We start from the raw sequence: 22774 nt of genomic DNA on the forward strand, positions 1-22774 counted from the left end.
CCAGTTCGATACCTTGCGGCTACGCCTGATCAAACTCGCCGTCCAGGTCGAGACATTGAAGAAATCAATTCGCCTGCATCTGCCGCGATCGATGCCGGATCAGGTCATTCTCCGCTACGCTCTGGCCAGACTGCCCAGGTTACTGGTCTGAGCCCAGGGGCGGTTGCCCCGACCGGTCCCGATCTCATCCAACTCCAGCGCCGACACATCGCCAAGCTCATCAAAACCAGCCCAGAGCGGCCGGTGAGTCGTCACGCGCCCACGACGTCAGGTTGCATAGCTAATTGTAGAAGAATTGAATGAAACGCCCTCATGAATAAATGCGGCTAGCCCAATCCTTGACACGCAATGTCCCCGATCCCCAACCGCCCCCATCCTTGACGCGCAACCCCCCAATCGCCAAACCCCGCCCAAACCCGCCTCACCGGAGACCCAACCGCATGGACCTGAAAACCCTCATCGCCGCCGGCGCCATCCCCCGCATCGGCACCGGCTTCGACGTTCACGCCCTCACCGAAGGCCGCAAACTCATCCTCTGCGGCATCGAAATCCCCCACACCCACGGCCTCAGCGGCCACTCGGACGCCGACGTCGCCATCCACGCCCTCTGCGACGCCATCTACGGCGCCCTCGCCGAAGGCGACATCGGCCGCCACTTCCCCCCCAGCGAAGCCACCTGGAAAAACGCCGACAGCGCCCACTTCCTCCGCCACGCCGCCCAACTCGTGGCATCCAAAGGCGCCGCCATCACCAACGCCGATATCACCATCATCTGCGAACACCCCAAAATCACCCCCCACGCCCAAACCATGCGCACCCGCCTCGCAGACCTGCTGGAAATCCCCATCACCCGCATCTCCGTCAAAGCCACCACCACCGAAAAACTAGGCTTCCCCGGCCGAAACGAAGGCATCGCCGCCCAGGCCACCGTATGCGTGCTCGTGCCCGCGGAGTAAGGAAGAAAGCAGTTCTTTTTTGCAAAAAAGAACCAAAAAACTCTTATTAAAACATACAAGGCATCGACGCAGCGTTATCTGAATAATCCCTATCAGGAAAATTAATACGGAAACTAAAAAAAGTCTGACATTCACCCATGCCGTGCAAACACTTTCCGTCGACTGACAGAGTTTAGACGCTTTGCCATTCAATATGATCGGATCGAGGTCAATTTGGTCGGATCAACCTATGGGGCGACCAACCGTCGTCCGATGGCTTTCAGGACTCGGAACCCCTTCTATCAAGCCTGCCGCATTGCAGAGATTGAGGTGACAAAGTATGGATGCATGGCGCATTATAGTAAAAACCGTCAAGGGAACCTTGGATGATCGACGTCAGATATCCGAAGATTTTGGATTTGTTCGCGCAGCACCGTGCGGCGGGGAGGACCGATAGCGTCTCGTTCCTCATCTGGTATCTTGAAAATTATTACAGATTAGATCCAATAGAAGCCGTCGACGCCGTTTGCGATCAACCGGGCGATAAGGGCGTCGATGGGATTTTCGTCAATGACAACAATCAAACTATCACAATATTTCAGTCTAGACTGCGCCAGAATCCCACACTAACCGTAGGTGATACTGGACTTAAGGAGTTCGCTGGAACGCTGGCTCAATTCGAGACAGCAGCAAAGGTTGAAGCACTAATCGCGGCAGCCGGTACTGCCCAGGTGGCCGCGCTCGCTCGAAGACTCGATTTAGTCAATAAGATCTCCACACACGAACTTCGTGGTGAATTTGTCTCAAACGCCGACCTGGATGCGAACGGCGAGGCCTTCCTAGCGGGAATGCCGCGTATCGCGTTTGTAGGAAAAACAACCCTGGTAACCTCCTACATTTCCGAATCGCGATCGATACCGCCGCATGCGCAAAGGACTTTCGACATTGGAGGCTTTGTAGCTACTGAATATGTAGTCGATGCAGACAAAAAAGCGCTAATAGCACCCGTAAAGGCTTCGGAATTGGTAGCGCTGGACGGTATCGCTGACCAGTCGGTCTTCGCCTTCAACGTGCGCGGGCCGCTTGGCAAGACGGGCGTCAATAAGGATATAGTAACCAGCATCGAAGACGTGCAATCTCACAAGCTGTTCCCCCTCTTCCATAACGGCGTCACCGTTATATCGAAGGAACTGGAAGCAACTCCTGAATCCATCTCGATAACTGACTATTTCGTTGTTAACGGCTGCCAGAGCCTGACGGCACTCTATAGCAATCGAAACAAACTGAGCCCAGATCTCAGGATACTTGCGAAGTTTATTAAGATGGATCCGGATTCAGAGCTGGCTCATAAGATAACTAGTTTTTCGAACAATCAAAATGGCGTGAAACCACGAGACTTCAAATCAAACCATCCAATACAAATACGACTAAAGAACGAATTTATAAAATACTACGGCGGACAGTATGTATTTGAGATTAAGCGTGGCGAGGTAGCAGAGTCAGGAATCACTATTTCGAATGAAGATGCCGGCTTATATTTGCGAGCCTTTGACCTTAAGGAGCCTTGGACAACGCATCGCAAATCCGAAGTTCTAGACGACCGCCATGCGGATTTGTTTGGGCGTCCGGAGGTAACCGCCGATAGAATTGTGCTATGTCACGTCATTACTAATGAAATCAACAACGCACTTCCACAGCTCGAAAACCAACTGATCGCGCGTTACGTGTTAATCCGCTATTTAATGCTATACATCGTCAGAGAGGTGATGGATCATGATGCTGTGGGGAAGGAGATGATTCAAACTCCGGCGATTTTTGTTCGCGATATTGAAACGCGGAAAAGAACGGCGACTTGTGTACGAACTATTGTGAGCGATCTAATTATTGATTTCAACGGCGATTTGGCTGATGTAGGTGAGGATTTCGATTATCGTGATAGTCTGCGTGACAGCAAATGGGTTATTGATCTCCGCAAAAAAATGGTTGCGGGTTACCTAAAACAAGTTCAGCGTGGACGCATCGATTCGCTGAGCCAAGAGTGGACGAAATCTGTGCAGTAGCAAGCTGTAGGGTGGGGTGCTCTTCCGCACCCCACCAGTCTATCCGCCCCACCGATGGACGAAACTACGATGGACATCCCTTGATAACCAAAAGTTTTTTGCTTCTTTTTTACAAAAAAGAAGCTCTTCCTTCACCGAACTCCTCGCATCCATCCCAAACCGCCCAACAACCGGCCTCGCCCAAACGCGCTCACGTTAACCGGTAACTGCCGCACTGCCAGATCGCAATCGGGCGCTTTCAACGCGGAATCCGATCGATGTAATCGGCCATATCCAAGCCTAATCGTGCCCGTACCTGATCGAGGCTCAGTCAGAAAAGCCGGAACAGGAACGGCTCACCGTCGCCGAACGGCAATGTTTCATAGTGGTGCCAGGCCTCGTCCGGCCAGCCGCCTCATGCCACCCCGCGTCGCGTCCAGGTCACAAAACCTTCCCCATCATAGGCAACAGCTTGCAATGCCACCACGTCCTCAAGACAGCGCATGACCGCCTCAGGCGACAGTTCGCCCCCTCGTTCCAGCGCCACCCTGGGCCGGCACAACACTGCCAGCCCGTGCCAGATGTAATTGCTCCATGCCAGCGCCGATCCAATATCATGTGCGGGTGAGTCATGACCGAGCCGATAGAGTACATCCTCCCCAAGACGCGTCGCGAAACCAACCGCAGCAAGTGGCGCATCGTTTGGCCGTGCGGCCGCATCGTCGATCAGACAAACCGCGTTTGGATCAGATTGCAGAAATCCGAAAATCTCCGCCGTCTGTCGCTCACGCAGCGTAGCAACCGGCAGAAGCCCACCATTCACCGGCACGCTCCGATTGCGATTGGCCAGAAGCAGATCACCCTCATCGAACTGATAGGCGCGATCCGTTCGGGTTTCACGCGGCAGCAACGTCGAACAATCACCCCCAGCCAAATCGACGGTCGATCGGATCAGGCGGCAAAATTGACTGCCGAGCGCAAGCTGCGCCTCGAAATAAGCAACACCCCGCCCATCCAGCCGAACCCAGTCCAGATGTTCAACGACGTCCGCAATCATGCTTTCAGCTCCATGGGTCCGCCACCAGACCCTTCCTCGGAATGATCATAACCACCTCTCTTGACGCCGCCGCCCATTCACCGCCTAACTCCAGACATGTCCGGCCAACAACCCGCCGCCCGCGCGACTGACATGCACACCTGCCCCCAGGTGACCGGAATCGTACCGCACGTCGGCGGCCCGGTCATCATGGGCTCGCCCAACGTCCTGATCGGCAACCTTCCTGCCGCCCGCGTCGGCGATCCGGTCACCTGCGTCGGCCCGCCCGACACCATACTGATGGGTTCCCCCACCGTCCTGATCAACGGCCGCCCCGCCGCACGCATGGGCGACCCCACCACCCACGGCGGCATCATCGTCGGAGGTCTACCCACAGTCCTGATCGGCATGGGCAGCGCCGCCCCAGCCGTCGTCCTCGCCGCCGACACCACCACGCCACGCGCCCCACTCACCCGCGAACAAGTCTTCCGTCGCCTGCAGGACCACACCACCAACGCGGCCCGCGAGGTCGATGAGGCGGGCGACAAAGCTTTTACGCCCCGGCAGTTGGCGGCGATCAAAAACAATCCGAATCTACGGCCGGCAATGCGTGGCAATCAGATTGATAAGCGAGCAAGACAACGAGTAGACGACGACCCAGGCTTCGACAAAAGAATTACAGGGAAGCCGAACAAAGGGCCGGATTTCATCGATAAGGAAACGGGTGACCAGTACGATATGACAACCAAGGGTCAGTTGCAGGCCCACAGGTTGAAATATGGCGACGATCTGATGCACCTCGACACAAGCGGCAAAACAATCGATCCGCAGCCAACGATGCCCCCGCCCAAAATCGCCCCCGCATCACCCCAGGCCCCACCCTCTACCGGCCCGATCATGCCGGAAGACCCCGACCTCCCGCTCTTCGACGACATCCTACCCTTACCCTGAGCACCCATGCCCCTGGCTCCAAACCGCCCTGCGAAACGCTACACCGCCAAACAATTCACCGAATGGCGCGCCCGCTGGTCCGGCATCGAGCCTGACGCTTCCCTGCGCAGCCCCCCATTCGGCTCTACCGAAGACGGCCTGCTCGATTTCCGCGGCTTCACGCTGAACGACCCAAATGCGCCGCGCATGCGATCCCTGAAGCACGCACAATTCAAATCATGCGACTTCACGGCCGCCTCCCTCGCCGAAACCATCAGCGAACACGGCTCGTTCGATACCTGCACCTTCGACTACACCGACCTCAATAATTTCGCTGATAAAGGCAACCTCTTCCAGAACTGCCGGTTTTATCGGGGCGAATGGCAGGTCGGCAGCATCGGTACGTCCTGGAACACCGCCACCCGCGGCGAATACCAATCCCGCTACATCAACTGCCATTTCGAAAACATCAAACTCACCAAAACAACCATCGGCGATCCTCAATTCATCGATTGCAGCTTCGTGTTCAAAAAACTCAGCGGCATCGATTTCGGCTGTAGCGGCTTCATCGCCTGCCGCTTCATCGGTGCCTTCCAGGACCTCACCTTTCGCGGCGCCTACGAAAGCCGGGAAGACCGCGCCCGCAAAGCCACGCCGGAATTCGCCGGCTTCACCGATGTCGATTTCACCCAAGCCGCCGTGCAGTGGTTCGATATGCGGGGCGGCTTTCGGTGCAAAGCCGTGCGAATGCCGGCCGACGGCAGCGCCTTCACCGCCGACCTGGCACGCCTCTGCGGCGACCGCGTCGCCCTGCTCGAACGAACGGGCGATCCCGCGTTGCACAAACTCGCGGCCCAATATCTCGATATCTATTGCCGCTTCGCCGACGAACAGCCGATCCAAATCCTGTCCCGCTTCGACCTGATCGAAAGTGCGAAGAACAGCGGCGAAACCGATGCCTCTCTCCCCGACACCCTCTACACGATCCTTAAATCCACCTATGCTAAACCAACCTGACGCCCAGCCCCCGCAAGATCGCGCCAACGCGCCCCATAACCGTTTCCAAAACTAACTTTTTCTCTTTCCCACCCCCCACCGATCATGGTTTACCCATACCCATGATCTCGAACGCGCCCTTCATGCCCGCCGACCCGTCCGAGCGCTTCGCGGTGATCTTCCGCGCCCTGCAACGCTCCGTGGCCGACAACGGCTACCGGCTGAAAATCCACGACCCCCTCCTCGTCCTGATCTGGAACTACCTCAGCCGCCAGATCGCCCGCTTCGCCAAAATCGCCGCCAAACCCCCGCAAACCCCGCGCGCTCCCTCAACGGTCGAGCGCAAACCCACCACCAAACCCAAACCTGCCCTAACCCTGCCGCGCGGCTTCGCCTGGCTCATCCGCCTGCTGCCCAACGGCCCAGCCGCCCCCATCGTCGCCGGTGCCAACGCCCGCCTCGAACTCCAGCACTTCATGGAAGACCCCATCCTCCAGGCCCTCCTCGCCACCCACCCCAGCCTCGGCCGCATCCTCCGCCCGCTCCACACCATGCTCGGCCTGCGCTACCCACAAATCATCAAACGCCCCAAATCGACCAAGCCCCGGCCCAAGCGCCCCCGCAAACCAAAGCGCCAGCCGAGCTTCATGGACCAATACAAAATCAACCCCGACGGCAGCATCGACTTCACGCCAGAACAACTCCACGAAATCCTCGGCCCGCCCCCACCGCCCGTGCCACCCTGGCACCAGCCGTTCGTGCCGTCCTTCAACGTCAAAAAACTCTGGCGGAAAGGACCGTGATTTCGCACGTCCTATTCGTTACGATATCGTAACAAACAACACGAAAAGACAAGGGAAGCACTTCTTTTTTGTGAACAAAAAAGAAGCAAAAAAAACTTTGGTAATTTGGGCCCGTGCCGGTTCAAATGCCCGTGCCCCAGGGTCGGAAAGTTTTTTGCTTCTTTTTTACAAAAAAGAAGCCTTCCCCTTCTACTCCAAAACCCCCTGGCGCGTCTCGAATCCCACCCCATGTCCCCCCAAACAACCGCGTCAACCACGGGAGCGCCCCATGCCGAAATCCGCCGCCGCCATTTTGCTTGCCCTCGGCCTCGCCAGCACCGCGCCGGCCTACGCGGCACCGCTCGCCCCCGGCGCCACCGCCCCCGATTTCTCGGCCATCGCCACCATGGCCGGCAAGACCTTCCAGTTCAATCTGGACCAGGCGCTCAAATCCGGCCCCGTCGTGCTCTATTTCTACCCCGCCGCCTTCACCGCCGGCTGCACCATCGAGGCGCATGATTTCGCCACCGCCATGCCCGCCTTCCACGCCCTGCACGCCACCGTCATCGGCGTCTCGATGGATGGCGTCGCCATCCTGAAAAAATTCTCGGTCAGCGACTGCCGCAGCCGCTTCCCCGTCGCCTCCGACAAATCCGGCGCCATCAGCCGCAGCTTCCACGCCGTCATGCCCGGCGACTCCCACTACGCGGACCGCATCAGCTACGTCATCGCCCCCAACCATAAAATCATCGCAACCTACCGCTCCGAAAACCCGGACCACCACGTCGCCACAACCATGGCAGCGGTAAAAGCGTGGGACGCCAAACACCCGCCCGCCTGATGCACCACGGCGCAGCATCACGATCACACCCTGTTATACCGCAGTGCGGTAGCGCATCCGCCCGGTGCGGCGTATAGGACGCGCATCGAACCAAACAGGGGATCACCGATGAACAACACTCATCCCACCATCACCAAAACCCGCGTCACCGCCATGCCGGGGGACGGCATCGGCCCTGAAGTGTTCGACGCGACCCGCCGCATTTTCGAGGCCGCCAACGCCCCGATCGAGTGGGAAATCGCCGAAGCCGGCGCCGAGGCTTTCAAAAAAAATATTCCCTCCGGCGCCCCGCGCGAAACCCTCGACAGCATCGCCCGCAACGGCCTTGCGCTCAAAGGCCCGCTGGAAACCCCGGTCGGCTACGGCGCCAAATCCGCCAATGTCACGTTACGAAAACATTTCGAACTCTACGCCAACATCCGCCCGGTCCGTGAACTCCCCGGCATCAAGACGCCCTTCACCGGCCGGGGCATCGACATGGTGATCGTCCGCGAAAACGTCGAAGACGTCTACGCCGGCATCGAACATATGCAGACGCCCGATGTCGCCCAATGCCTCAAACTCATGACCCGCCCGGGCTGCGAGCGCATCATCCGCGCCGCCTTCGGCCTCGCCCTCGCGGAAGACCGCAAAAAACTCACCTGCGCCACCAAGGCCAACATCATGAAACTCACCGAGGGCATGATGAAGCGCGTCTTCGAGCAGGTCGGCCCGGAATACCCCAGCATCGCGCAGGACCACATCATCATCGACAATTGCGCCCACCAGCTGGTCATCGCCCCTGAGCAATTCGACGTGATCGTCACCTCGAACATGAACGGCGACATCATTTCCGACCTCGCGGCCGGCCTGGTCGGCGGCCTCGGCATCGCCCCCTCGGCCAACCTGGGCGACCACGCCGCCATTTTCGAAGCGGTCCACGGCTCCGCCCCGCAGATCGCCGGCAAGGGTCTCGCCAACCCCACCGCGCTGCTCTCCGCCGCCATCATGATGCTGCGCCACATCGGCGCCTTCGAGACCGCCGCCACCATCGAACAGGCGCTGTTCATCACTCTGGCCGAAGGCGAAAACCTCACCGGCGATCTCTCGCCGCGCGGCCACGGCGTCGGCACCGATAAATTCGTGGGGCAGATCATCGATAATCTCGGCCGCAGCAGCAACCTGGCCTCACGCGAATATCGCCCGCTGCACCTGACGCCCTGGCCCAACCTCACCGCCCATACCGAACCGAAGAGCCGGGAACTGATCGGCGTCGATGTCTTCATCGAAAGCGATCTTTCCGCCGCCGACCTCGGCGATTCACTGACCAAGATCGCCGAAGGCAGCGCGCTGCGCCTCGATTCGATTTCCAACCGCGGCGTCCAGGTCTGGCCCTCGACCGGCGGACAGACCTTTCTGGTCGATCATTTCGACTGCCGTTTCATGCTGCTCACCCCCGCCGAAGGCAACGTGCCGCAAGGCATCGCCGACCTGGTCGGCAAGATCGGCCAGAACCACGCGTGGATGCATGTGGAAAAACTTCAGCGCTTCGACGGCAAGGACGCCTTCGAACGTCCCCAGGGCGAGGGCTGAGGATTGCAGTTGATTACAGAAATTGATTGTAATCAATAAATATTGGTCAAAACCCCATAAATATTTGTAACCGCTACGCTGCTTGTTTCCGCCAGGATTAAGTCGACTTATGACGGTGCAGGCGATGATCCGGGATGAATACTGTCCCATCCTTTCATCGCCTGCCGCCACCCGGGGCGCTCTTGTCCGGTTTCACCGCCATCAGGCGGACACCATCAATAAGGAGACCAGTCATGGCCGATACCACCCACAACGCCGCCGCAAAATCGCACGAAGACGCCGCCAAGGCCCATCACATGGCTGCCGAACACGAAAAGAAGGGCGACAATAAGACATCGCTCGAGCATTCGCAGAAGGCGCATGGCCTCGCGGAAACCGCGCTGAAGCACTCGACCGAGGCGCACCAGACCTCGGCGAAACACGCCAAAGCGGCCTGATTCCGGCCCGATCCGCCCCGGCTCGATCCGGGGCGGATCACCCTATGTGAAAATACGCTGCCTGGTGAACCGCCGGGTGACCATCCACCCGACCATCGATGAAACGCCGCACACCACCGCACCCCACGCCATGTCGATCAGCGTGAGCTCCAACGTCCAGTGCTGCAAGGTCGCATCATTGGTCAGATCATAGAGACCATAGGTAAATATCCCGAACAGCGCGCCATACCCCAGCGCGCTGGAAGCATGCCCGCTGGCCTGCGCCCGAGGCATCACGAAGACCATCAGCCCCAGCACTTCGAGCAGATACACCGCAAGTGCCGGCACCGGTTTGAACCCGGCCAGCAGAATATCACCGAGCGTCGCCCGATAGATCGGCGTGCTGGTCAAACTCAGCCAGATCGCATCCATCACCAGAAATGCGATCAAGGTCGCGCAATAAAGTCCAATCCGTCCACGCATGGCATATCCAGTTCCTGTTGACCCTCGATATGAGTCGACCGTGGGTGAGCGCAAGCGAAATCATCCCGGCGCGATGCCGACAATCACGCCGTAAACGATATATCGATCAACTCCCCGTTAATCTCAATGTTTTAACGTGCGTTGCTGACAAATAGGTGGCAGTCCACCCTGGAAGCGAGACTTGTGCCGCCGCGCGGCGGACGGAGGGTTCCCATGCGTTTTTCACGCCGTTTTCTGCTCGATGCCGGGGTCAAGGCCACGATCAGCCTGCCCTTGTGGATGCAGTCCGCACTCGCGCGGGCGGCCGGTCGCGATCGGGCGAGTCTGATCACGCCAGCGGCCTATCGCGAGGCCACCAGAAATCGCCTCGTCGTGATCGATCCGGGCCACGGCGGACACGATCCCGGCTGCATCGGCAACGGCGATCTGTTCGAAAAGAACATCGCCCTGTCGGCCGCCTGGGATCTGCGCCATGCCTTGCAGCGCGGTGGCTACGAGGTGGTCATGACCAGGGCGCGGGACATCTTCATTCCGTTGCAAACCCGCGTCGATATCGCGGAAAAACACAAGGCCGCCCTGTTCCTATCGATGCACGCCAACTCGGTGGCCCCCAACACCACGGTGCGCGGCGCCAGCGTCTATACGTTTTCCGACAAGGCGTCGGACCGGCTCGCCGCCACCATCGCAAGTTCGGAAAACAGTGTCGAACGCATATCCAACCCGACGTTCCGTGGTGTCTCGCCCCAGGTCGGCAAAATCCTGTTCAGCCTGATGGCGCACAGCACGAAAATCGAATCGCTGTTGTTGCAACAAAAAATGGTCGGGTCCCTGGCCCGCGAAGTCACCATGCTGCAAAATCCGGCCCGGCACGCGACCTTCGCGGTCCTGCAATCCTCCGCCATCCCGAGCGTGCTGGTCGAAACCGCCTTCCTGTCGAACCCGCAGGATGAGGCGGCGCTGCGGACCAATGCGTTCCGCGAGCGCATCGCGGGCTCGATGAAGGCGGCGGTCGATGCCTGGTTCCTCGCCAAACAGCACGCCGTCGCCAATCTCTGAATCTGTGCCGTGCCCAAGCGCCGCCGCGTCACACTCGGTCTCGGTGGTTTCGTCTGGCTCGCCTCGACGCGCGCGCTGCTGGCCGACACGCTCGAATCACCCAAGGCCGCCGGCTACACCGACCAGCACGGCACCGATGGCGATGTCTGCGCGACCTGCCAGTTCTTCCGGCCCGACCACGCCGCACCTGCACGCGCCGGGCGCTGCCAACTGGTCGCCGGACCGATCATGCCGACCGGCCATTGTTATTTTTACGCCCGCCGGTGAACCACTGTCCATGCCAGGGGCCTGAACACCCCCGGCATGGCCCCCATGGCTACCCGGCCGTGGAACTGTCGATCCAGCCGATATTGCCATCACTGCGCCGATAAACCACGTTGAGGGCGCGATTGGCCGAGTTACGGAACATCAACACCGGCTGATCCGCCAAATCCATCCGCATCACCGCCTCGCTGACCGACAGGAAGGCGATCTCGGTCAGCGCCTCGGCGACCACCGCCGCGTGCGGGCCGGTGTCCGGTCCGGTGGCCAGATCATGGGCCGCACCGTTCGGGGCCGGCGCGTCCTCGCGCTCGTAGACCTCCTGCAACACATATTGGCGCGCCGCCTCCGGCCGTTCGCGCCCGGCGATCTCGCGGGCGTGCTCGTTCACCCGACGGCGGTAGCGGCGCAGTCGTTTCGCGATATGCTCGGCGGCATCGTCGAACGCGGCATGGGCATCGGCCGCTTCGCCTTCGCCGCGCAGGGTGAGGCCGCGGGCGGCGTGCACGTTGATGTCGCAGGTGAAAAAACTGCGGGCGCGACTGAACGTGACGTTCGCTTCGAGCGCATGATCGAAATATTTCGTGGAAATAACGTCCAGATGGTTGGCCACATGAACGCGCAGCGCATCGGACAGATCGACTTGTTTGCCGGAGACCGTGATTTGCATCGCCAGGATCCTTGTTGTTAGCGCGTGTTGCCCGCTCTCGATCGTGCCGGGCTCAGGGTTCGGCCGAAAGCCCCTTGTCCCGCTTGCGCTGCGCCGAGCCGGGAATGCGCATCGCCTCGCGGTATTTGGCCACAGTTCGGCGCGCGATGTCTATGCCTTCCTTTTGTAACAATTTGGCCAGAGCATCGTCAGACAGGACAACGTTGGCCGGTTCGGCCTCGATGAGGGCGGCAATCCGGTGACGCACCGCCTCCGCGCTGTGGCTTTCGCCGTTCGCGCCCGAAAGTGCAGTGGTGAAAAAGAATTTCATCTCGAAAATGCCGCGTGGCGTCGCGATCACTTTGTTGGAAGTCACGCGGCTGACCGTGCTCTCGTGGATCTCGAGCGCGGCGGCGACTTCGCGCAGGGTGAGCGGCTTGAGAAAGCCGATGCCGAGGCGAAAAAAACCTTCCTGGTGCTGCACGATCTCGCCGGCCACCCGCAAAATCGTATCGGCGCGCGATTCCAGGGCACGGATCAGCCAATTGGCGCTCTGAATCCGGTCCGACAGGAATTGCCTGGTCTCACGGGAGGCCTTCGCCGCCATGCGCGCATGAAAGCCGCGCCGGATCAGCACGCGCGGCATGGTTTCCGGGTTGAGTTCCAGCATGTAGTCGCCGTCCGGACCCGGGCGCATCAGCACGTCGGGGATCAGCGGCGTGATCGGGCCGGCATCGAACCCGGCGCCGGGCTTGGGGTTCAGGCGCTTGAGTTCGGCAATCATATCGCGCAGATCTTCGGCATCGACGCCGCACAGCTCCATCAGGCTGCGATGATCGCGTTTAGCCAAGAGTTCGAGGTTGGCGACCAGTGCCGCCATCGCCGGGTCGAGCCGGTTGCGCTCGGCAAGCTGCACCGCAAGGCATTCGGCCAGATCGCGGGCAAAAATGCCGGTCGGGTCGAACCGCAGCATGGTCTGGCGCACAGCTTCCAGCGCTTCGAGCGCAACACCCAGGGCGGTGGCGATCGCTTCCGGTGGATCGACCAGCCGACCCGAGGGATCGAGCGCCATCAGCAGGGCGGATGCGATCCGGCGCTGCGCCAGATCGGGGAAGGCAAGCCTGATCTGCTGTTCGAGGTGCTCGCGCAGATCGGGCGGCCGATCGGCGATCTGGCCGATCCAATCGTCATCCTCGAAGCCCATGCCGCCGTCGCGGCTACCATCGGAGCCGGTGCCCGCGTCGTAGACGTTCGAGAAATCGGTATCGAGCGGCGCCTGAACGCCGGTAGCGTCCGCATCGATCGTCCGGGCATCGCCGAGCGGGGCGGGTGGTGCGGGATCGGGTGCGTTGGCATTATCGGGCAGACCGGCGGCCTGCGGTGCGGGTAGTTCTGCATCGTCGCGCTCGATCAGCGGGTTTTTCAGCAATTCATCCTCGATGAATTGATTGACCTCGGTATTGGTGAACTGCAGCAACTGGATGGCCTGCCGCAGTTGCGGAGTCATGACCAGCGATTGCGTCTGCCTTAGATCGAGCCGTGGTCCCAATGACATGCATGGATCATACCAACATCCGTAACCCTTTGGAATATCGCGACGGTGCCCGATGGTGTGATTTTTGCATGAGCGTCGCGCCGGTGCAGGCGTAGGATCAGAATGCCGCCATCACTTTCAGGATCGCCGGGCCGCCGACGACGAGAAACACGCAGGGCAGGATGAAAATGATCATCGGCAAGGTCAGGAGCACCGGCAGGCGAGCGGCCCGTTCCTCGAACCGGGTCAGCTGCTCCTGACGCAGTTCGGCCGAGAGCGTCCGCAGCGCCTGGGTCAGCGGCGTGCCGTATTGGATCGTCTGGATCAGTGTCGAGCCCAGTCGTTTGAGACTGTCGAGACCCGTTCGAGTGCCAAGGGCGGTCAGCGCGTCGCGCACCTGATTGCCGATCCGCATCTCGTTCGAGGTGATGGTCAGTTCCTGGGCGACCGCGGGGTGGGTTTCGCGAATTTCATTGGCGACGCGGGCCAACCCCGGCTCCAGGCTAAGGCCGGCATCGGCGCAGATCACCATCAGATCGAGCGCATCGGCGAGTCCCGCTTCGACCCGCTTGACGAAGCGTTTGCGCCTTTGCTGGATGATCATGTCCGGCCCCAGCAGCCCGACGATCGCGGCACCGCCGATCAGCCCGATTTGCAAAATCTCGCTGAGATGGACAAGATGGAGCGAGGCGAAACCGATCGCCGGCAATCCGATGAACATCAGTAGTTTCGCGCCGACGAACAGGCCTAGCGCGCCCTGATCCCTGATCCCGGCCATGCGTAGCGTATGGCGTAGGTCCGCAAGAGTTTTCGGGCTCAGCAAACCGCTGCGCGCTACGGCGAACCCGAGCCCGACGATGATCCGGATATGCACCGGCTGGCGGTCTGCCTCGGTCTCGGCGGCGACCGACAAGCCGCCGGCGCGCGCGATGCGCCTTGCCAGTTTTTCCTCTTGGATCACCAGTTTCAGCATCAGCATGGCAATCGCGGCGATCAGCAGAAAAAAGGCCGGGACGCCGACATAGAGCAGTGCCATGAGCAGTCAGCTCAGACTGCGCCGGATGATCGAGCGCATGGTCAGCGTCCCCATCACCAGCATGCAGACGGCCCCCCCGAAGATGACGTGGCCTTTCTGGGTTGTGAATAGAACATTCAGATATTTTGGCTGTATCAACTCGATGCCGAGTCCCGCGACAATCGGGATCGCACCAAGGATCAGCGCGCTGGTGCGCGCCTCCGCCGCCATGGCATAACCGCGCGCCTTCATCGCCACGCGCTTGCGGATGACATCCGAAAGGGTCTCGAGGGTCTGGGCCAGGCCACCGCCGGCGCGGGCCTGTAAACTCAGTGCGGTAGCGAAAAACCCATATTCGGCCAGCCGCGAACGCTCCGCGAGGCTGCGCAGCGCCTGATCGAGCGGCGTGCCGATCGCGACCTGATCCGCGATGCGCGTAAATTCGGCACCGGTGGGTTTGGGCATGTCCCGCCCGATAATCCGCAACGCCTCCTGCACCGGAATGCCGACCCGGACGCAGCGCACGATGGTCGCCAGCGTATCGGGGAATTGGTTGAGCAGTGCTGAGGACCGTTTGGCGTGGATGGTACCGAACACCGAACGGGCGATCACAATGCTCATGAGGGGCCACATCAGCAGTCCGATGCTGCCCACCACCATGGTGATCAGCATGACGACGACACGCGCCGCCCCAATGCTGACCAGCAGAATGACCCACCATGGTGCTGGATAATCCGGTGCGCGCAGCAGATCGATGCCGAACACCTGGAGCAGTTTGGCGAGCGGCGCCAAGAACCGAGCGAAGGGATTGATCGCCTTGGGTTTTTCCTCGGTCTCGACGATGACGAGGCCGTTGGTCACCCGATCGAGCCGCCCGGCGAGGCGGCGTTGTGCGCGGTCGGCCTGCCAGACGTTCAATCCGACCAGAACCAGCCCTGCCGTCATGATCAAGCTGACTGCGAGCAACAGCGGCAGATGACTCATCCGAGGCTGGCCTCCTCGAGTGCCGCGGCCCAGGGGCGCGCGAGGCCGAAATAGGTCAGGCGTTCATGGAAGCTCGATTTTGTACGGGAGACGAAATATTTACCCACAAGGCGGCCTGTGGCGTCCTCGCCTTGCGTTTCATATTTGAAAATGTCGTTGAGCAGCGGCGTTTCGCCTTCGATGCCGGCGATTTCGGTAAGCTGAATCACCCGCCTGCCGCCGTCGCGCTGGCGCTCGACCTGCACGATCAGATTGACGGCCGACACCACCTGCATCCGGATGGCGCGGGGCGACAGGCCCATGCTGGCCATTTGCACCATGTTCTCGATGCGGGCGAGCGCGTCGCGCGTGTTGTTCGCGTGAATGGTCGACATCGATCCGTCGTGGCCGGTGTTCATCGCCTGCAACATGTCGAACGCTTCAGGTCCGCGCACCTCGCCGATGATGATCCGATCGGGGCGCATGCGGAGCGCGTTGCGCAACAGGTCGCGCTGATTGATCTCGCCTTTGCCTTCGAGATTGAGCGGCCTGGTTTCGAGCCGCACGATATGCGGCTGCTGCAATTGCAGTTCGGCCGCGTCCTCGACCGTGACAATGCGTTCGGCCGGATCGATGAAGCTGCTCATGGCGTTCATCATGGTGGTTTTTCCCGATCCGGTACCGCCCGAGATTACCACATTGAGCCGGCACCGCGCCGCGATTTCCAGGATCCGCGCGATCGGCGGTGTCAATGACCCATACTCGATCAGCTTGGCGAAACTGATCGGCTTTTTGGCGAATTTTCGGATCGAGAGGCAAGGGCCATCGATCGCCAGGGGCGGCAAAACGATGTTGACGCGCGAACCATCCTTCAACCGTGCATCGACCATCGGCGATGATTCATCGACCCGCCGCCCGACCGAGGCGGCGATGCGCTGGCAGATGTTGGCGAGATGCGCGGAATCGCGGAACCGCACCGGAAGTTGCTGCAGCTTGCCGCGTTTTTCGGCGAACACGCGGTCAGGGCCGTTCACCATGATGTCGGTGATGGTATCGTCCTCGAGCAGCGGTTCGAGCGGGCCGAGGCCCAGCATGTCATCGACCAGTTCGTTGGCGATCTGATGCTGCTCGCGGCTGTTGAGTTGAATGCGGTGCTCGGTTGCCAGTTCGGCGAGCATCACCTCGACCGTGTTGAGCAGTCGGGGCGGCGAGAGCGTCGCGATCACCGAGGCGTCGATCTTCGTCAGGCACAGCGTGCGGATCAAGTCGACATCTTCCTGCCGGATGCCCGCCGCCGGTTCGGTGCCGGGCGAGGCGACAGCAAGCGATGGTTCGCTCGGGCGGCGGCCGAAGACCGGGATCCCGTCCATCATGCGGCCCCGCCGGGGGCGGCACCGATGATTCTGGCCAGTTGCAGAATCGCGTCCCGAAATTTGCCTTTCGTCGCGATCAGGCTTTCGCCAAGGTCGGCGGCCCGCGCCGCATTGGGGCCCATATCCGGCACGGTGACCGCAACGGCGACGCCGAGTTCAGCTTCGATCTGCGCTGCGGTGAGCCCCCGGCGCTTTTGATATTTATTCAGGATCAGGACGGGCCGGCTGGTCTGCATGGCACCGGCTGGCAGCGCCATCCACGATTGTGCCAGGCGTACGCTCTGCGCCGACGCTTCGATGATCAGGACGCGCTGCTGGGCGAGTGCCAAGATTTCGCCTGCAAAGCCAAGCGGGTGGGCCGGGATGTCGGCGAGCACAAAATTGTACCGCTGTCGCAGCGCGGCCGCGAGGGCGCGGCCGCCGCCGATCCGGTGGGTCCATTGTTCGGTCAAGGGCTCTTCGGCGGCCAGAACGTGCAGCCGCTCCGTCGCCGGATGGGCGGCACGCTCGATCAGCAGCGGATCGATCCGGTCCGGCGCTTCGAGGGCATGACGCAAGCCGGTGCTGGGCGGCACATTGGCGAACAAGGCGGCGCTGCCGCGATGAAGATCGGCATCGAGTAAAATTGTGTGGCGCCGGGTTTCGCCGCCGATCAGCCAGGCCAGATTGGCGGCGATCGTGGTCACGCCAACCCCGCCGCCCGCGCCGCACAGCGCGACCACGGCGCCGCCGCGGGCTGGTTCGGCTTCCGGTTCGGCGCCGGTCGCCCAGGGCAGGAACTCACGTTGCACCATCGCGGCATCGAGCGGTTTCGGCAGATATTCTTTTACGCCCAGATTGCGGGTCAGGCTGCGATAGAAGCTGACGCTGCGGTTTTCACCGATCACCAGCACCCTTGTCCCGGGGTCGACGACGGCTTCGAGCTGAACCATGGCCGTGAGTGGTTGATCCTCGCCGGAGATATCGATCAGGATCGTTCGGGGCGTCGCGATGCCGCCGAGCCATTCGATCGATTGACGGAAATCCAACTGATGCAGCGCGAGACCGGCCGGAAACGCGGGCCCGAGCGCGGCGCGCAGAATATGGGCGGTTTCGGCATCACGCACGAAGCCGATGAAATCGGGGCGTGCTGCAGGCACCGCCGATACGGGCGTCATGAACTTGCTGCCAGCGAGATTGGTTTCCAGCGCGGTCATTGCGGCAGAGATGTCTGGCCGGGGGTGAACTGGGTTTGCTGGCCGGGACCTTGGTAGATCGTCATGCTCCGGCCGGACATCGGCGCGCTGACCGCGGCGAGGGCGGGTGAAACCTGGCCGCTGTAGACCGGTGGCGGGGGGGTGGGCAGCGGGCGTGCCGGCGAGTCGGTGGGGCGCACGATCAGCGACAGGGGGCCGAGGCGGGCTGCAACGTCGACGCGTTCGGCCTCGTCGGGTGTGACTTCGAGCGTGACGGTGCGGGCCATGGCCGCTTCCTTGCCCTGGGTGTTGGCGCCCTGGACCAGCCGTTGATCGATCGCGATGACCCGGACATCCGACAGGACGGTTTCGGCGGCGACGCTTTTGGCCGGCGGCAGGTTGGGGGCCGAGAGGTTCTGGGTCAGGATGAGGTCGACATGATCGCCCGGCCAGATCAGCCCGGCGGTGCCGGTGATCGCATCCACGCCGACCGAGATGGCGCGCATGCCGGGTTGCAGCACGGCCGCGAGGAAGCCGTGGTCGCCGGGGCGGATGACTTCGCTGGCTTCGATGATGGCACCGGCCTCGAGCGACCGGCGGACCATGGCACCGGTGTAGGCGGAGCGATTGGCCGGCGTATCGAGCACGGCGTTGGCCGGCGGTGCGCCGCCGGAGCGGATGATGGTGGTAAAATCGGCTGGCTGGATCAGGCTGCCGGCGCGGAGCGGGTGGGCGGTGGCGAGGAGCAGGATTTTCTGAACGGCGACGGCCTGTGGCTTGGCTGGACGGAGATCCAGCCAAGCCACTGTGCCGAAACCGGCGAGGCCTAATGCCAACATGATCAGCAAGGAAATTCTTACAACCATGAACTATCATCCAGTTGGTGGCCGCACGCAATCGTCAGCGGTCTGTCACAGAAGACGATTGGCATGAACAAATGCCCCATTTGTCTGAACCCCGACGACAGATAAACCTCCGATAATCGCCATTGCAACAAGACCGGCGATTAACGCATATTCAAGTGAAGTAACGCCACTCCGATGAATAAATATGCGTTGAATTACTGGACGAAACATACTTAGACTACGGAAAATTTTCGGTTTTGAAAATCACTAAAGATTACCGGCTAGACCATTAAATTTGGTATTTAGCCCATTACCCAAAGCTGTGACGCCACCGATAATCACGGCGGCAATCAACGCGGCGATCAAACCATATTCCAGCGCCGTTACCGCGCGCTTGTCGTTGAACAGCGTGATGCCCCGCACCGCGAGCCAGGTCCTGGTATAGTCGAGCATGGTCTACTCTCCTTCAGCCGCGCGGGTGGCCCGCTGGCGGCGATGATGAATGCATGTGCCAGGATTTTACTGGCGGGAGCGCGCGCCTTCGGTGGAAGGGCAGGCTCGGGAGTTCATGCGCTCATATAATCAGGAGAGAGTTGCCAAACGGTTAACGCTAATTGGAAATTTCGCGGCGGCAATCTCAGCCAACCGCGATCCGCGCCAGTGTCGCCGCATCCGGCCGTGCGCCGATCTGGGCAATGGCGGCCGCGGCGGCCGCGCTGGCGAGAGCCGCACAGGATGGCAGCGCATCGCCACGCGCAAAAGCGGTCAGAAATCCCGCGGCATAGGCATCGCCGGCGCCGGTCGTATCCAACACCACCGTCGGCACCGCCTCGGCATGATGCCGCGCGGCGCCGGCGATGATCACGCTGCCAGCCTCGCTCCGCGTCAGCACCGCCAGCGGTACCGTCTGCGCGGCCACGGTGGCGGCGCTCTCGAACTCGTTCTGCTCGAACAACGCGCAAATCTCGGCCTCGTTGGCGAATAATATATCGACGCTGCCGAGCAGATCCAGAAATCCGGCCCGGTGGCGATCGACGCAGAACGCATCGGACAGCGACAGCGCGACCTTGCGACCCGCCGCACGCGCCATCTGCGCTGCCGCGCGAAACGCCGCTTGCGCGTGCGGCGGGTCGAACAAATAACCCTCCAAATACAGAATCGCAGAAGCGCCGATCGCATCCGCATCGAGGTCGGCGGCCGAGAAATCGACGCAGGCGCCCAGATAGGTATTCATGGTGCGCTGGCCGTCGGCGGTGACCAGAATGAGGCAGCGTGCCGTCGGTGCGCCGCCGCCGGTGGCCGGTGCGGTCGGGAAATCAACGCCGATGGCGCGCAGATCGGCCGCGAACGCTTCACCCAGCGCGTCATCCGCGACCTTGCCCAGAAACGCGACGCGGGCGCCGAGCCCCGCGGCGACGGCGCAGGTGTTGGCGACGGACCCTCCCGAGGCGGTCTTGCCCGCCGGCATGGCGTGCGACAGGCGCTCGGCAGTCGCTGCGTCGATCAGGGCCATGCTGCCTTTGCGCATGTCATGACGATCCAGAAAATCATCGGGCGTCAGGGCCAGCACATCCACAATGGCGTTACCGATGCCGATGATGTCGTAGCGCAGCGTGCTCATGCGATGGTCCTGACGAATGTTGCGGGAATAAAGGCCGCGTATCATCAGCCGCGCCAAGAACCTAATTTGCGTCCGAGATGGACAAAGGATTGCGGATCGGAAACTTGATAGGATTGCGGAACCTTGCGGCGAAACATGGGTTTTTTGCGCGTTGCCGATTGTCGGTTGCGCGGCGAGCGTGCTAGCTCCGCTCAGCGCGATGCGAGTGGAGGTTCCGTGATCAGTTTCAGAAAACGCGACGAGCAACCGACCCAACCGAAGGCAAACGAGGGGCCGTCCCAGGCCGCTGTCGATGACGGGTTGAGCATGCCTGAATTTCGCCCCGCCCCCCCTTTATCCGCCGAAACGCCGACCGAACAGGAGACGCCCATGGCAAGATCGCCCTTCGCCCCCAATCAACCGACCCCGACTCCCGCCGTGCCCCCGGCCTCGCCGATGCCGGGCGCGAGTTTCCGCCCGCCGATGGGCCGCTCGCCCGATACCGCTGAGCGGCGTACCCTCGTGGTCGGCCGCGGCATCAGCGTGCAAGGCGTCGTGCAGGACGCCGAGCGCCTGGTGGTGGAAGGCACGGTCGAGGCAACCATGATCAACGCCACCGAGCTGTCGATCGCGCAAGGCGGCATCTTCAAAGGTGAAGTCGAAGTCGAGGAAGCCGAAATCGCCGGCACGATCGATGGCACCCTCACCGCCCGCCACGCCCTGATCGTGCGCGCGACCGGCCGCGTGCTCGGCACCGCCCGCTGCCGCCGCCTGCAGGTGGAAGACGGCGGTCAGATCACCGGCCGCATCGAAATGATCACCGAAGGCGCCGCCAAGTCCGAATGAGGCAATGCGCGGGCGTCGCCGTGGTGCTGATGGCCCTTGGTTTGGCCGGATGCAGCGCGCCGGCGCCGCGCGCAGCGACCGGCGCGGCCACCAACGCCGCGCCGATCACCTTGGTCGGTGCGACCATCGGCGGCCTGCAGGCCGATTTTGGCCGCCCGGCACTCCAGCGAATCGATGGCTCGGCCCAGGTCTGGCTGTATCACTCGGCACTCTGCCGGCTCAACCTGATCCTGTACCCAGGGCCGAACGGCGCACCACAGGTGCGGGCGGCGATGCCGATGCCGCGCGGCGTCTCGGAATCCTCATGCGTCGCCAGTCTGGAACAGAACCGGCCCTCCTGATAGAGACAGCGCAACACGAAACGGAGGGCGCATGAGCGGTTTACAGGTCGCGGTCCAGATGGACCCGATGGAAAGCATCGATATCGACGGCGACTCCAGCTTCGCCCTCATGCTCGAGGCGCAACGCCGGGGCCACAGCCTGTGGCACTACCTCGTCTCCGATCTGTGGCTCGAAGCCGGCATGTTGCGCGCCCGGGTTCGCCCCGTCACGGTCGAACGTGAACGGGGCGCCCATTTCACCGCCGGTGCGGCACAATTGATCGATCTGGGCAGCATGGATGTCGTGCTGATGCGCCAGGACCCGCCGTTCGATATGGCCTATATCACCGCGACCCATCTGCTCGAGCACATCCACCCCAAAACCCTGGTCGTCAACGATCCTACCTCCGTGCGCAACGCGCCGGAAAAACTGCTCGTGATGGAATTCCCCGACCTGATGCCGCCCACCATGATCGCGTGGGACCGCGCCGCCATCCGCGATTTCCGGGCGCGCTACCAGGATATCATCGTCAAACCCCTGTTCGGCAACGGCGGCGCCGGGATCTTCCGGATCAAACCCGACGATGAAAACCTCGGCGCGCTGATGGACATGCACTTCGGCATCTCACGCGAACCCCTGATGATCCAACGCTACGAACCCGCCGTGCGGGCCGGCGATAAACGGATCATCCTGATCGACGGCGAAGCCCTCGGCGCCATCAACCGCGTGCCCGTCGAAGGCGATGCACGCTCGAACATGCACGCCGGCGGCGTCGCCCGCCCAACCGAACTGACCGCCCGCGATCGCGAAATCTGCGAACGCATCGGCCCCACCCTGAAAGAACGCGGCCTGCTGTTCACCGGCATCGACGTCATCGGTAATTACCTGACCGAAATCAACGTCACCTCCCCCACCGGCATCCAACAAGTCGCCCGCTTCGGCGGCACCGACCTCGCCAGCGCCATCTGGGACTGCATCGAAGCGAAGCGGTAACAATGGTCTTGGGGTGGGCGCCCTGAGGGAAGCAAGGCCAGGGGCTCTGCCCCTGGACCCCGTTAAAGGCGGAGCCTTTAAAATCCATTAGTTTTAGGCAAGGGGAGGGCGCT

The 22774-nt window shown here is 61.6% G+C and carries 26 protein-coding genes; 14 read left to right on the forward strand and 12 right to left on the reverse strand.

Annotated elements, in window-relative coordinates:
* From BW994_RS19345 to BW994_RS15835, 3 genes are all read left to right on the forward strand, one after another.
* Positions 1 to 151: transposase (locus tag BW994_RS19345; RefSeq protein ID WP_175612100.1), on the forward strand; the 151-nt coding region annotated here is incomplete at its 5' end.
* A 289-nt stretch (positions 152 to 440) separates the two neighbouring features.
* A complete protein-coding gene (gene ispF, locus BW994_RS15830) occupies positions 441 to 956 on the forward strand; it encodes a 2-C-methyl-D-erythritol 2,4-cyclodiphosphate synthase (protein ID WP_029313113.1) in 516 nt (171 codons plus the stop codon).
* Between the two features lie 365 nt (positions 957 to 1321).
* Positions 1322 to 2995, forward strand: a complete 1674-nt coding sequence (locus BW994_RS15835) for an AIPR family protein (protein ID WP_029313114.1) — start codon at positions 1322 to 1324, stop codon at positions 2993 to 2995.
* 394 nt (positions 2996 to 3389) lie between these two features.
* Here the strand turns inward: BW994_RS15835 and BW994_RS15840 are convergent, their stop codons facing one another.
* Positions 3390 to 4031 carry a hypothetical protein gene (locus BW994_RS15840; protein ID WP_029313115.1) on the reverse strand — a complete coding sequence of 214 codons (642 nt, stop codon included), beginning with the start codon at positions 4029 to 4031 and terminating at the stop codon, positions 3390 to 3392.
* 60 nt (positions 4032 to 4091) lie between these two features.
* On the opposite strand from BW994_RS15840, the gene BW994_RS18950 reads away from it, so the two are divergent.
* The 6 genes from BW994_RS18950 (at position 4092) to BW994_RS15870 (ending at position 9568) form a co-directional block, all read left to right on the forward strand.
* The gene (locus BW994_RS18950) at positions 4092 to 4961 is read left to right on the forward strand and encodes a PAAR domain-containing protein (protein ID WP_245801589.1); all 870 of its coding nucleotides are present in this window, start codon (positions 4092 to 4094) and stop codon (positions 4959 to 4961) included.
* Positions 4962 to 4967: 6 nt separating this feature from the next.
* The gene (locus BW994_RS15850; protein WP_029313117.1) at positions 4968 to 5957 is read left to right on the forward strand and encodes a hypothetical protein; all 990 of its coding nucleotides are present in this window, start codon (positions 4968 to 4970) and stop codon (positions 5955 to 5957) included.
* A gap of 101 nt (positions 5958 to 6058) precedes the next feature.
* Positions 6059 to 6739, forward strand: coding sequence for a hypothetical protein (locus BW994_RS15855; RefSeq protein ID WP_076454708.1), 681 nt, complete (start codon positions 6059 to 6061; stop codon positions 6737 to 6739).
* A 268-nt stretch (positions 6740 to 7007) separates the two neighbouring features.
* On the forward strand, positions 7008 to 7559 hold the full coding sequence (locus tag BW994_RS15860; RefSeq protein ID WP_029313783.1) for a peroxiredoxin: 552 nt from the start codon (positions 7008 to 7010) through the stop codon (positions 7557 to 7559).
* A gap of 108 nt (positions 7560 to 7667) precedes the next feature.
* On the forward strand, positions 7668 to 9131 hold the full coding sequence (locus BW994_RS15865) for an NADP-dependent isocitrate dehydrogenase (protein ID WP_029313782.1): 1464 nt from the start codon (positions 7668 to 7670) through the stop codon (positions 9129 to 9131).
* A gap of 233 nt (positions 9132 to 9364) precedes the next feature.
* Complete coding sequence (locus tag BW994_RS15870) at positions 9365 to 9568, forward strand: hypothetical protein (protein WP_029313780.1); 204 nt, start codon at positions 9365 to 9367, stop codon at positions 9566 to 9568.
* Between the two features lie 42 nt (positions 9569 to 9610).
* Here BW994_RS15870 and BW994_RS15875 read toward each other — a convergent pair whose 3' ends face one another.
* A complete protein-coding gene (locus tag BW994_RS15875; RefSeq protein ID WP_029313779.1) occupies positions 9611 to 10030 on the reverse strand; it encodes a DUF2177 family protein in 420 nt (139 codons plus the stop codon).
* A gap of 213 nt (positions 10031 to 10243) precedes the next feature.
* Between BW994_RS15875 and BW994_RS15880 the strand changes: the two genes are divergently transcribed.
* Positions 10244 to 11086, forward strand: a complete 843-nt coding sequence (locus tag BW994_RS15880) for an N-acetylmuramoyl-L-alanine amidase family protein (RefSeq protein WP_029313778.1) — start codon at positions 10244 to 10246, stop codon at positions 11084 to 11086.
* A 9-nt stretch (positions 11087 to 11095) separates the two neighbouring features.
* Positions 11096 to 11353 carry a high-potential iron-sulfur protein gene (locus BW994_RS15885; RefSeq protein WP_029313776.1) on the forward strand — a complete coding sequence of 86 codons (258 nt, stop codon included), beginning with the start codon at positions 11096 to 11098 and terminating at the stop codon, positions 11351 to 11353.
* Between the two features lie 49 nt (positions 11354 to 11402).
* Here BW994_RS15885 and hpf read toward each other — a convergent pair whose 3' ends face one another.
* The 10 genes from hpf to BW994_RS15935 form a co-directional block, all read right to left on the reverse strand.
* Complete coding sequence (gene hpf, locus BW994_RS15890; protein WP_029313774.1) at positions 11403 to 12017, reverse strand: ribosome hibernation-promoting factor, HPF/YfiA family; 615 nt, start codon at positions 12015 to 12017, stop codon at positions 11403 to 11405.
* Between the two features lie 52 nt (positions 12018 to 12069).
* On the reverse strand, positions 12070 to 13551 hold the full coding sequence (gene rpoN / locus BW994_RS15895) for an RNA polymerase factor sigma-54 (protein ID WP_029313772.1): 1482 nt from the start codon (positions 13549 to 13551) through the stop codon (positions 12070 to 12072).
* Between the two features lie 97 nt (positions 13552 to 13648).
* Complete coding sequence (locus BW994_RS15900) at positions 13649 to 14566, reverse strand: type II secretion system F family protein (RefSeq protein WP_029313771.1); 918 nt, start codon at positions 14564 to 14566, stop codon at positions 13649 to 13651.
* A gap of 6 nt (positions 14567 to 14572) precedes the next feature.
* Positions 14573 to 15529 carry a type II secretion system F family protein gene (locus BW994_RS15905; protein WP_029313770.1) on the reverse strand — a complete coding sequence of 319 codons (957 nt, stop codon included), beginning with the start codon at positions 15527 to 15529 and terminating at the stop codon, positions 14573 to 14575.
* On the reverse strand, positions 15526 to 16881 hold the full coding sequence (locus BW994_RS15910) for a CpaF family protein (protein ID WP_029313769.1): 1356 nt from the start codon (positions 16879 to 16881) through the stop codon (positions 15526 to 15528). The genes BW994_RS15905 and BW994_RS15910 overlap by 4 nt, the downstream gene beginning before the upstream one ends.
* Positions 16878 to 18077 carry an AAA family ATPase gene (locus BW994_RS15915; protein WP_245594226.1) on the reverse strand — a complete coding sequence of 400 codons (1200 nt, stop codon included), beginning with the start codon at positions 18075 to 18077 and terminating at the stop codon, positions 16878 to 16880. The genes BW994_RS15910 and BW994_RS15915 overlap by 4 nt, the downstream gene beginning before the upstream one ends.
* Complete coding sequence (cpaB, locus tag BW994_RS15920; RefSeq protein WP_245801590.1) at positions 18074 to 18895, reverse strand: Flp pilus assembly protein CpaB; 822 nt, start codon at positions 18893 to 18895, stop codon at positions 18074 to 18076. The genes BW994_RS15915 and cpaB overlap by 4 nt, the downstream gene beginning before the upstream one ends.
* Positions 18896 to 18967: 72 nt before the next feature.
* On the reverse strand, positions 18968 to 19132 hold the full coding sequence (locus tag BW994_RS20555; protein WP_081849212.1) for a Flp family type IVb pilin: 165 nt from the start codon (positions 19130 to 19132) through the stop codon (positions 18968 to 18970).
* Between the two features lie 36 nt (positions 19133 to 19168).
* Positions 19169 to 19354: a Flp family type IVb pilin gene (locus BW994_RS15930; RefSeq protein ID WP_029313765.1), complete on the reverse strand. Its 186-nt coding sequence runs from the start codon at positions 19352 to 19354 to the stop codon at positions 19169 to 19171.
* Positions 19355 to 19538: 184 nt separating this feature from the next.
* Positions 19539 to 20522 carry an adenosine kinase gene (locus tag BW994_RS15935; protein WP_029313764.1) on the reverse strand — a complete coding sequence of 328 codons (984 nt, stop codon included), beginning with the start codon at positions 20520 to 20522 and terminating at the stop codon, positions 19539 to 19541.
* Between the two features lie 369 nt (positions 20523 to 20891).
* Here BW994_RS15935 and BW994_RS15940 point away from each other — a divergent pair, with 369 nt between their 5' ends.
* Genes BW994_RS15940 through gshB form a run of 3 tightly spaced genes read left to right on the forward strand, consistent with a single transcriptional unit; the run spans position 20892 to position 22661 of the window.
* A complete protein-coding gene (locus BW994_RS15940) occupies positions 20892 to 21347 on the forward strand; it encodes a bactofilin family protein (protein ID WP_029313763.1) in 456 nt (151 codons plus the stop codon).
* Positions 21344 to 21688 (forward strand): hypothetical protein, encoded by a 345-nt coding sequence (locus tag BW994_RS15945; RefSeq protein WP_029313761.1) that lies wholly within the window; start codon positions 21344 to 21346, stop codon positions 21686 to 21688. The genes BW994_RS15940 and BW994_RS15945 overlap by 4 nt, the downstream gene beginning before the upstream one ends.
* A 31-nt stretch (positions 21689 to 21719) precedes the next feature.
* Positions 21720 to 22661, forward strand: coding sequence for a glutathione synthase (gshB, locus tag BW994_RS15950; protein ID WP_029313760.1), 942 nt, complete (start codon positions 21720 to 21722; stop codon positions 22659 to 22661).
* The last annotated feature ends 113 nt before the right edge of the window (positions 22662 to 22774 follow it).

The organism is Acidiphilium rubrum (assembly GCF_900156265.1).
GTDB classification, from domain to species: domain Bacteria; phylum Pseudomonadota; class Alphaproteobacteria; order Acetobacterales; family Acetobacteraceae; genus Acidiphilium; species Acidiphilium rubrum.

Coding starts and splice junctions, on each gene's coding strand:
- BW994_RS15930 (WP_029313765.1), bottom strand. CDS start 19,354: ATGCTCGACTATACCAGGACCTGGCTCGCGGTGCGGGGCATCACGCTG.
- BW994_RS15880 (WP_029313778.1), top strand. CDS start 10,244: ATGCGTTTTTCACGCCGTTTTCTGCTCGATGCCGGGGTCAAGGCCACG.
- BW994_RS15860 (WP_029313783.1), top strand. CDS start 7,008: ATGCCGAAATCCGCCGCCGCCATTTTGCTTGCCCTCGGCCTCGCCAGC.
- BW994_RS15900 (WP_029313771.1), bottom strand. CDS start 14,566: ATGGCACTGCTCTATGTCGGCGTCCCGGCCTTTTTTCTGCTGATCGCC.
- BW994_RS15940 (WP_029313763.1), top strand. CDS start 20,892: ATGGCAAGATCGCCCTTCGCCCCCAATCAACCGACCCCGACTCCCGCC.
- BW994_RS15835 (WP_029313114.1), top strand. CDS start 1,322: ATGATCGACGTCAGATATCCGAAGATTTTGGATTTGTTCGCGCAGCAC.
- BW994_RS15865 (WP_029313782.1), top strand. CDS start 7,668: ATGAACAACACTCATCCCACCATCACCAAAACCCGCGTCACCGCCATG.
- rpoN (WP_029313772.1), bottom strand. CDS start 13,551: ATGTCATTGGGACCACGGCTCGATCTAAGGCAGACGCAATCGCTGGTC.
- BW994_RS15840 (WP_029313115.1), bottom strand. CDS start 4,031: ATGATTGCGGACGTCGTTGAACATCTGGACTGGGTTCGGCTGGATGGG.
- BW994_RS15935 (WP_029313764.1), bottom strand. CDS start 20,522: ATGAGCACGCTGCGCTACGACATCATCGGCATCGGTAACGCCATTGTG.
- BW994_RS20555 (WP_081849212.1), bottom strand. CDS start 19,132: ATGTTTCGTCCAGTAATTCAACGCATATTTATTCATCGGAGTGGCGTT.
- gshB (WP_029313760.1), top strand. CDS start 21,720: ATGAGCGGTTTACAGGTCGCGGTCCAGATGGACCCGATGGAAAGCATC.
- BW994_RS15945 (WP_029313761.1), top strand. CDS start 21,344: ATGAGGCAATGCGCGGGCGTCGCCGTGGTGCTGATGGCCCTTGGTTTG.
- BW994_RS15855 (WP_076454708.1), top strand. CDS start 6,059: ATGATCTCGAACGCGCCCTTCATGCCCGCCGACCCGTCCGAGCGCTTC.
- cpaB (WP_245801590.1), bottom strand. CDS start 18,895: ATGTTGGCATTAGGCCTCGCCGGTTTCGGCACAGTGGCTTGGCTGGAT.
- BW994_RS15910 (WP_029313769.1), bottom strand. CDS start 16,881: ATGATGGACGGGATCCCGGTCTTCGGCCGCCGCCCGAGCGAACCATCG.
- hpf (WP_029313774.1), bottom strand. CDS start 12,017: ATGCAAATCACGGTCTCCGGCAAACAAGTCGATCTGTCCGATGCGCTG.
- BW994_RS15870 (WP_029313780.1), top strand. CDS start 9,365: ATGGCCGATACCACCCACAACGCCGCCGCAAAATCGCACGAAGACGCC.
- BW994_RS15875 (WP_029313779.1), bottom strand. CDS start 10,030: ATGCGTGGACGGATTGGACTTTATTGCGCGACCTTGATCGCATTTCTG.
- ispF (WP_029313113.1), top strand. CDS start 441: ATGGACCTGAAAACCCTCATCGCCGCCGGCGCCATCCCCCGCATCGGC.
- BW994_RS15850 (WP_029313117.1), top strand. CDS start 4,968: ATGCCCCTGGCTCCAAACCGCCCTGCGAAACGCTACACCGCCAAACAA.
- BW994_RS15915 (WP_245594226.1), bottom strand. CDS start 18,077: ATGACCGCGCTGGAAACCAATCTCGCTGGCAGCAAGTTCATGACGCCC.
- BW994_RS15905 (WP_029313770.1), bottom strand. CDS start 15,529: ATGAGTCATCTGCCGCTGTTGCTCGCAGTCAGCTTGATCATGACGGCA.